We start from the raw sequence: 7,504 nt of genomic DNA on the forward strand, positions 1-7,504 counted from the left end.
GGCCTGGACCGGGAACCGGGTGTGGGGGCCGGGGGTGTGGGCGGGCCGGCCTCCGGCGCCGGGGTGTTGCCCGGGGCCGGATTCGGTGAGGCCGGGGCGGGCCTGGAGCGGGGGCCGGAGGGCAATCCCGGTGGTCTCGGCGGGCCCGCTTCCGGGGCCGGGGTTCGCCCCGGGCTCGGCTACGGGGCGCCCGGCGCCGGCATGTACCGGCGCTGACGGGGCGGGCGGGTCAGGCCGGGAGGCCTCAGTCGTCCAGCTCGATCTCCTTCGCGAAACGGGTGCCGCCACGCTGGGAGTGCTCCACTTTCACCTTCATCCCCGGTTTGAGATCGGCGAAGCTCTTCAGGCCATCGTCGTAGTCCGTGGACGCATTGGTGAGCAGCGTCTGGCCCCCGACGACAAAGGAGCGTCGGCCGGCATCGACCGACTGGATCTTGCCTTTGAGGGAATCGGAGGAATCGGCCAGTACAGGCGTGGCGACCGTGCCGAGCAGGAGGCTGGCGGCGAGGGTGTGATGGAGCAGGCTCATGGCTGCTTGTCGTCAAGCGACGGGGACCACCGGATCGTATGGATTTCGACGCTGTGGCCGCAGCGGGCATCCATGACCGGATGTGACTCGCGCCCGCTCCAGTCATGACTGGACATCCATCTGCCGCTGGAGGGCGGCCGCCGATGGCGTCAGAGCTCCTCCGCCTTGATCAGGAGTCTGAGAAATGTCTTGGAGATGTCGAAACCCTCTTCAAACCTGAGGCCCGAGTAGTGGGCACCCCTGAGCTGGTTCATCCAGATCAGCTCGCCCCTGGCCTCAATGACTTCACCATCGCTGGGATCGTGGAAGCGAATCTGGGCAGGGGTTCCCATGGGAACCTGCTGAAAGCTGCGGATGCAGGCGCCGGAACGGCTCACATCCCAGAGATGGCCGGAATAACAATGATCCTGAAAAAACACCTCGACTTTAATGAGGATCTGAAAAAAGGGCGCTGAAAATTTGGGTTCTCGAACGGGAAGTCGTGACTCCTTCATGTCCCTGGGGAGAGGAGATTGGCTCCAGACGGGTTTCAGTGTTCTGCAGAAGTGGTTTACAGACTCTACCAAAATCATTCCTCCCGTCTACCTGTGATCTCCCCCTTCACAGTGACAGTGGACAGGTGGTTTTCCGGGTGCTCTGCAGCACCCTCACCACCCTCAGGGGTTACCCGTTCCCGGTGCCTGGCGGAAGCCGCTCCAGCGCTTCAGTTCCTCCAGCGTCTGCACCCCCTCCACCCGGTTGCTCCCCAGGACCCAGGTGGGGTAGGCCTTGATGCCGGCCGCCTGGCAGCGTTCCCGGCCTTCGCTGGTCTTGTCGCACTCCACGTAGGGCAGCCGGTCCCCCGCCTGCTGGCCGAAGAGGCTCTTCTGGCGGAAGCAGGCCGGGCACCACCAGGCGCCGTAGAACACGGCCCCGATCCGCCGCAGGTGCTCGGTCAGCTCCAGCTGATCGCCGCTGGAGGGGGCCAGGGCCTCGCCGAGGGTGGGGGTGGTGGAGGCGCCGGCCTGGCCGCCGTGGGCCGGGGTGCTGAAACTCAGCAGCCCTCCTGCCAGGGCGGACAGTCCACCCAGCAGCAACAGGGTCGGGGCCGAAGACCGCCGGGGCGATCGGGGGGGACAAGGGGTGCGCATCGAGCGGCCGAAGGGGCCGGAAATCTAGGCCGCCCCTCCGCTGCCGCCCCCCTGTGCCGTACGGGCTTCCGCCCTGCCCGGGCTTGTGAATTCAGCGACGGGACTGGGACAATTCCCAGGTTCGACGGTGACCGGGCGCCCTGGCGAAATGAGCGAGACGAGATGAGCGTGAACGGTTACCGCGATTACTTCAAGGTTCTGGGGGTGGAACGGGGCACCGATGCCGACGGCATCAAACGGGCCTTCCGCAAGCTGGCCCGCCAGTACCACCCGGATGTGAATCCCGGCGACGCCTCCGCCGAGGCCCGCTTCAAGGAGATCAGCGAAGCCTATGAAGTGCTCTCCGATCCCGAGAAGCGCCGTCGCTATGAGCAGTTCGGCCAGTACTGGAACCAGATGGGCGGCGGTGGCGGCGGCGCCCCCGGCGTCGATGTCGACTTCGGCCGTTACGGCAACTTCGACGACTTCATCAATGATCTGCTGGGACGCTTCGGAGGCGGTGCCGCGGGCGGAGCGCCCGGCGGTTTCGGTTTCGGCAGCGGCTTCCCCGGTGGCTTCGGCTCCGGTTTCGGTGCTGCCGGCGCCGAACGCGCCACCCAGGTGCAGCTCGACGCCGAGGCCACCATCAGCCTGCCGGTGGCCGATGCCTTCCGCGGCTGCGAGCGCACCCTCGCCGTCAACGAGGAACGGGTGCAGGTGCGCATTCCCTCCGGTGTCAAGGATGGCAGCCGCCTGCGGCTGAAGGGCAAGGGCAACCTGCAGCCCGGCACGGGGCGCCGCGGGGACCTCTACCTCACCCTCAAGCTCCAGCCCCACCCCGTCTGGCGTCTCGACGGCGACCAGCTGCGGGCCGAGCTTCCCCTCAGCCTCGACGAACTGGCCCTGGGGGGTGAGGTGCGCGTGGCCACCCCCGATGGCGAAGCCACCATCCAGGTCCCCCCGGGCATGACCCTCGGCCGCAGCCTGCGGCTCAAGGGCAAGGGCTGGCCGGTGAGGGACGGCCGGGGGGATCTGCTGTTCACCCCGACCCTGAAGCTGCCCGACAGCCTCAGCCCCCGGGAGCGGGACCTGCTCGAGCAGCTGCGCCAGGCCCGCAGCGTCGACCCCCGCAAGGACTGGATCAGCGCCGCGGCCCTCTAGGAGCCAGCCGCTCCCGCTGGTGATCCCCCAGAGTGAACCCAGCGGCGGCTTACGGGGCCATGGGTCAACGGCGTCGGTGGTGGCTGGGGCTGGTCGTGCTCCTGATCGGTGTTCTGGTGGCCGTCCGGACGCTGGCACCCGACCGCGGACCGATGCCGCGGGAGCTGGTCCAGGAGGAGACGATCCGGGTGGACCCCCGCACCGAGCTGGCCCGGGGCAGCGGGTATGCCGTGACGCTCGGTTCCTACATCGAAAATCTCCACAGCCTGTCGTTGCGGCAGCGCATGTTCAACGCCGAGGGCTTCTACTGGCTGGAGTGGCCGAAGGAGGTTCAGGAGCTGCTGGAGAAGCAGGGCATCACAGCACTGCAGTTGGTGGAGCTCACGAACCAGGTCAATTCCTCTTCGGCCCAGATTCAGGCGGATACCCCGACGCCGGTGGCCCGACCGGGCGATCGCTTCTATCAGCTTTTTCGCTATTCCGCCAGCTTCTATATTCCGGTTGTCGATCTGAAGAGATCGCCGTTTGAGCGATTGATTCTGCCGATCCTCTTTGAGGTGGTTCCTGATGCGTTCGCCCGCCAGAATAAGAACGTCGTTCTTGTTCATGATGGTGATTCGAGGAGCAGTCAGATTGGGGCCTATGCAACAATCAATGGTTATGATATTGAGGATGTGAGATTTGTCTCCTCCAGCCATTCCTATGGAACCGACTGGGGGATGGGTCAGGGGGATCTCGACTACTCCAGATTGGCTGCGGAAGTGGTGATGCGGAGTGATCTGTTCTCCAGCTTCGTGACCTGGATCCTGCCGCTGCTGATCGTGATGCTGATTGTCCTTCTGGCGCCCTCACTGGTGGGGGAGCTGGGGGATGTCAGGCTGGCCATCCCCTCCACGGCTCTGCTGACGCTGATCTTTCTCCAGCAGTCCTACAAGGCTGAGTTGCCGTCGTTGAGCTACCTCACGTTCCTGGACTGTCTCTATGCCTATTCCTACATCGTCTCCCTGGTGCTGTTTGTGCTATTTCTCTGGGGTACGAACGTCTACTCAGAAGCCAGTGAGCAGGAGCGTACCGGTGCTTTGCGCAGGATCAACCGCATGGATCGGGTCTTCCAGTTGACGGCCTGTGCCGGCTTTGTCCTGATCGCCATCTGGGCGTGGCTTGCCTGAAGGCAGCGGTGCTGTTCCGGGCGGTGGCGCTATCTCTATCTCCGGAAGGCGGGGCTTTAGGATCGCCAAACTGTTCATCACGGCATGGATCTCACGTATCGTCCCCGTCGCCTGCGCCGCACGCCGGCCCTGAGGGCCATGGTGCGGGAGTTCCAGCTCAGTGCCGCCGATTTCATCTATCCGCTGTTCGTCCACGAGGGCGCTTCCAACGAGCCCATCGGCGCCATGCCCGGCGCCCAGCGCTGGAGCCTGGAGGGGCTGGTGGCGGAGGTGGGCCGGGCCTGGGACCTGGGCATCCGCTGCGTCGTGCTGTTCCCCAAGGTGGCCGACGGCCTCAAGACCGAGGACGGCAGCGAGTGCTTCAACGAGGGCGGCCTGATTCCCCGGGCGATCCGGCGGCTCAAGCAGGAGCATCCCGCCATGGCGATCATGACCGATGTGGCCCTCGATCCCTATTCCTGCGACGGCCATGACGGCATCGTCAGCAGCGAAGGGGTGGTGCTCAACGACGAGACCGTCACCCTGCTGTGTCGCCAGGCGGTGGCCCAGGCCCGGGCCGGAGCCGATCTGATCGGCCCCAGCGACATGATGGATGGCCGGGTGGGGGCGATCCGCGAGGCCCTCGACGAGGAGGGCTTCGAGCACGTCGGGATCATCAGCTACACCGCCAAGTACGCCTCCGCGTACTACGGCCCCTTCCGCGAAGCGCTGGATTCCGCCCCCCGGGCCGTGAGCACCAAGCCCATCCCCAAGGACAAGAGCACCTACCAGATGGACCCGGCCAACGGCCGCGAAGCCCTCACCGAAGCCCTTCTCGATGAACAGGAGGGGGCCGACATCCTGATGGTGAAGCCGGGCCTGGCCTACCTCGACGTGATCCATCGCCTGCGGGGTGAGAGCGAGCTGCCCATCGCCGCCTACAACGTCAGCGGCGAGTACGCCATGGTCAAGGCCGCCGCCGAGCGGGGCTGGATCGACGAGCGGGCCGTGGTGCTGGAAACGCTGCTCTGCTTCAAGCGGGCCGGCGCCGACCTGATCCTGACCTACCACGCCTGCGACGCCGCCCTGTGGCTGCGCGACGGCTGAGCCGCACCGCTTGAATGGTGCGATGAACCGTCGCTGCCCTCTCCCATGACGCGTCTCGGCCACGTGGCGGTGCGGGTCCAGGACATGGAGCGTGCCAAGCGCTTCTACGAGGGGCTGGGGCTGCGCCTCACCTGGGATGCCCAGGACTGGGCCTACATGCAGTCACCCGCCAACGGCGACGGCATCGCCCTGCTCAGCCCCGGCTACACCGCCGCCGGCCCCCACTTCGCCTTCCACTTCAGCGACCGCGCCGAGGTCGACGCGGTGCACGACCGGCTCGAGGCGGCGGGCCACCGGGTGGGTCCGGTCCACGACCACCGCGACGGCACTGCCTCCTTCTACCTGCAGGATCCGGACGGCAACTGGCTGGAGATGCTCTACGAGCCCCCCGCCGGCATCCCCTCCAACGTGGGTGCTGACGCCATCCCCGCCGCCGCCCCTACCTCCACCTCCACCACCCTGGCTCCGGCGGGGTGAGCGCACCCCCTGTGAGCGAGATCCACCAGGACACGCTGGAGCTGCTGGAGTGGCCCCGGCTCGCGGAGCATCTGGCCGGTTTTGCCAGCACCGCCGCCGGCCGTCGCCACTGCACCGGCCTCGGCCTGCCCGATCGCCCGGCCGAAAGCCGTCGCCTGCTGCTGGAAACCACCGAGCTGCTGGCCCTCGACGGCCTCTGTGAGGGGGGCCTGAGCCTGCAGGGGGCCGGCGACATCGCCGCCACCCTGGTCCTCTGTGCCAAGGGGGGCTGCGCCGGCGGCGAGGAGCTGCTGGCCGTGGCCGCGACCCTGGCGACGGCGCGGCGGCTGCGGCGCCAGATCGAGGATCCGGAGCTGCGGCCCGTCACCACGGCCCTGGTGGCCGAACTGCGCACCCTGCCGGAGCTGGAGCAGCGGCTCCACTTCTGTCTGGAGGAGGGGGGCCGGGTGGCGGACCGGGCCAGCGGCCCCCTGGAGGCGGTGCGGCGCCAGCTGCTGGGTCTGCGCGGCGAGCGGCGCGATCGGCTGCAGGAGCTGGTGCGCCGCTACGCCTCCCTGCTCCAGGACACGGTGGTGAGCGAGCGGGGCGGTCGGCCGGTGCTGGCGGTGAAGGCCGGCGCCGCCGCCCAGGTGGGCGGCCTGGTGCACGACAGTTCCGCCTCCGGCAGCACGGTGTACGTGGAACCCCAGGCGGTGATTCCCCTGGGCAACCGCATCCGGGATGCCGAGGGCCAGGAGCGGGAGCTGGAGCGGGAGGTGCGCAGTGAGCTCAGCGCCCTGGTGGGCGAACAGGCCGAACCCCTCGACCACCTCCAGCAGGTGCTGGTGCGGATCGATGCGGGACTGGCCCGGGCCCGCTACGGCCAGTGGCTGGGGGCGGTGCGGCCCGAGCTGGCCGAATCGGCCGACGCCCCCTTCGAGCTCTGCGACCTGCGCCATCCCCTGCTGCTCTGGCAGGAGCGGCGCGAGGGCGGCCGGCCGGTGGTGCCCGTGACCATCCGGGTGGGCCCGGAGCTGCGGGTGGTGGCGATCACGGGCCCCAACACCGGCGGCAAGACGGTGACCCTCAAGAGCCTGGGGCTGGCGGCCCTGATGGCCCGCGCCGGCCTGTTCCTGCCCTGCGCCGGCACCCCCCGGCTGCCCTGGTGCGGCCAGGTGCTGGCCGACATCGGCGACGAGCAGTCGCTGCAGCAGAACCTCTCCACCTTCAGCGGCCACATCCGCCGCATCGCCAGGATTCTGGCGGCCTTGCCGGCAGGAGCGGCCTCCGCCCAGGGGACGGCCCAGCCCCTGGGTCCGGCCTCCCTGGTGCTGCTCGATGAGGTGGGGGCCGGCACCGATCCCACCGAGGGCAGCGCCCTGGCCGCCGCCCTGCTGCGCCACCTCGCCGAACGCGCCCGCCTTACCGTCGCCACCACCCATTTCGGCGAACTGAAGGCGCTCAAGTACGCCGATCCCCGCTTCGAGAACGCGTCGGTGGCCTTCGACGTGGAGACCCTCTCGCCCACCTACCGGCTGCAGTGGGGCATCCCCGGCCGCAGCAACGCCCTGGCAATCGCCTCCCGCCTGGGCCTCGACCCCGCCGTGCTGGCGGTGGCCGCCGCCCAGCTGGAGCCCGGCGGTGAGGGGGACGTCAACCGGGTGATTGAGGGGCTGGAGCAGGAGCGCCAGCGCCAGCAGGAGGCGGCCGAGGCGGCGGCGGCCCTGCTGGCCCGCACCGAGCTGCTGCACGAGGAGCTGCTGCAGCGCTGGTCGCAGCAGAAGGAGCAGTCGGCGGAGCTGCAGGAGCAACGCCGCCAGCGGCTGGAGCTGTCAATCCGGGAGGGGCAGGGGGAGGTGCGGCGCCTGATCCGGCGGCTGCGCTCGGTGGGCCAGGAGGTGCGCGTCGGCGGGCGGGTGGCCGGCGAGACGGCCCGCCAGGCCGGCCAGCGGCTGCGGCGCCTCGAGCAGCAGCACCGGCCCCTGCCGGAGCGG

General features: G+C 68.8%; 8 protein-coding genes and 1 pseudogene. 6 read left to right on the forward strand and 3 right to left on the reverse strand.

What is annotated here, in order from left to right; genetic code table 11:
- Positions 1-216 (forward strand): annotated as a pseudogene (locus KBY81_RS15885) (hypothetical protein); the annotation flags it as partial.
- Positions 217-244: 28 nt separating this feature from the next.
- On the opposite strand, the gene KBY81_RS15890 reads toward KBY81_RS15885, so the two are convergent.
- The 3 genes from KBY81_RS15890 to KBY81_RS15900 form a co-directional block, all read right to left on the reverse strand.
- The gene (locus KBY81_RS15890; RefSeq protein ID WP_254973830.1) at positions 245-529 is read right to left on the reverse strand and encodes a DUF5666 domain-containing protein; all 285 of its coding nucleotides are present in this window, start codon (positions 527-529) and stop codon (positions 245-247) included.
- Positions 530-678: 149 nt separating this feature from the next.
- A complete protein-coding gene (locus KBY81_RS16770) occupies positions 679-1,101 on the reverse strand; it encodes a PilZ domain-containing protein (RefSeq protein ID WP_396103870.1) in 423 nt (140 codons plus the stop codon).
- 84 nt (positions 1,102-1,185) lie between these two features.
- Positions 1,186-1,605, reverse strand: coding sequence for a thioredoxin (locus tag KBY81_RS15900; RefSeq protein WP_219904473.1), 420 nt, complete (start codon positions 1,603-1,605; stop codon positions 1,186-1,188).
- Positions 1,606-1,821: 216 nt separating this feature from the next.
- Between KBY81_RS15900 and KBY81_RS15905 the strand changes: the two genes are divergently transcribed.
- The 5 genes from KBY81_RS15905 to KBY81_RS15925 form a co-directional block, all read left to right on the forward strand.
- Positions 1,822-2,799: a J domain-containing protein gene (locus tag KBY81_RS15905; RefSeq protein ID WP_254973832.1), complete on the forward strand. Its 978-nt coding sequence runs from the start codon at positions 1,822-1,824 to the stop codon at positions 2,797-2,799.
- 59 nt (positions 2,800-2,858) lie between these two features.
- Positions 2,859-3,968, forward strand: coding sequence for a hypothetical protein (locus KBY81_RS15910; protein WP_254977027.1), 1,110 nt, complete (start codon positions 2,859-2,861; stop codon positions 3,966-3,968).
- Between the two features lie 84 nt (positions 3,969-4,052).
- Complete coding sequence (gene hemB / locus KBY81_RS15915) at positions 4,053-5,054, forward strand: porphobilinogen synthase (RefSeq protein WP_254977028.1); 1,002 nt, start codon at positions 4,053-4,055, stop codon at positions 5,052-5,054.
- 45 nt (positions 5,055-5,099) lie between these two features.
- Complete coding sequence (locus KBY81_RS15920; RefSeq protein WP_254977029.1) at positions 5,100-5,531, forward strand: VOC family protein; 432 nt, start codon at positions 5,100-5,102, stop codon at positions 5,529-5,531.
- Positions 5,528-7,504: endonuclease MutS2 (locus KBY81_RS15925; protein ID WP_254977030.1), on the forward strand; the 1,977-nt coding region annotated here is incomplete at its 3' end. The genes KBY81_RS15920 and KBY81_RS15925, both read left to right, overlap by 4 nt.

This window comes from Cyanobium sp. Lug-B, assembly GCF_024345635.1.
GTDB classification, from domain to species: domain Bacteria; phylum Cyanobacteriota; class Cyanobacteriia; order PCC-6307; family Cyanobiaceae; genus Cyanobium; species Cyanobium minutissimum.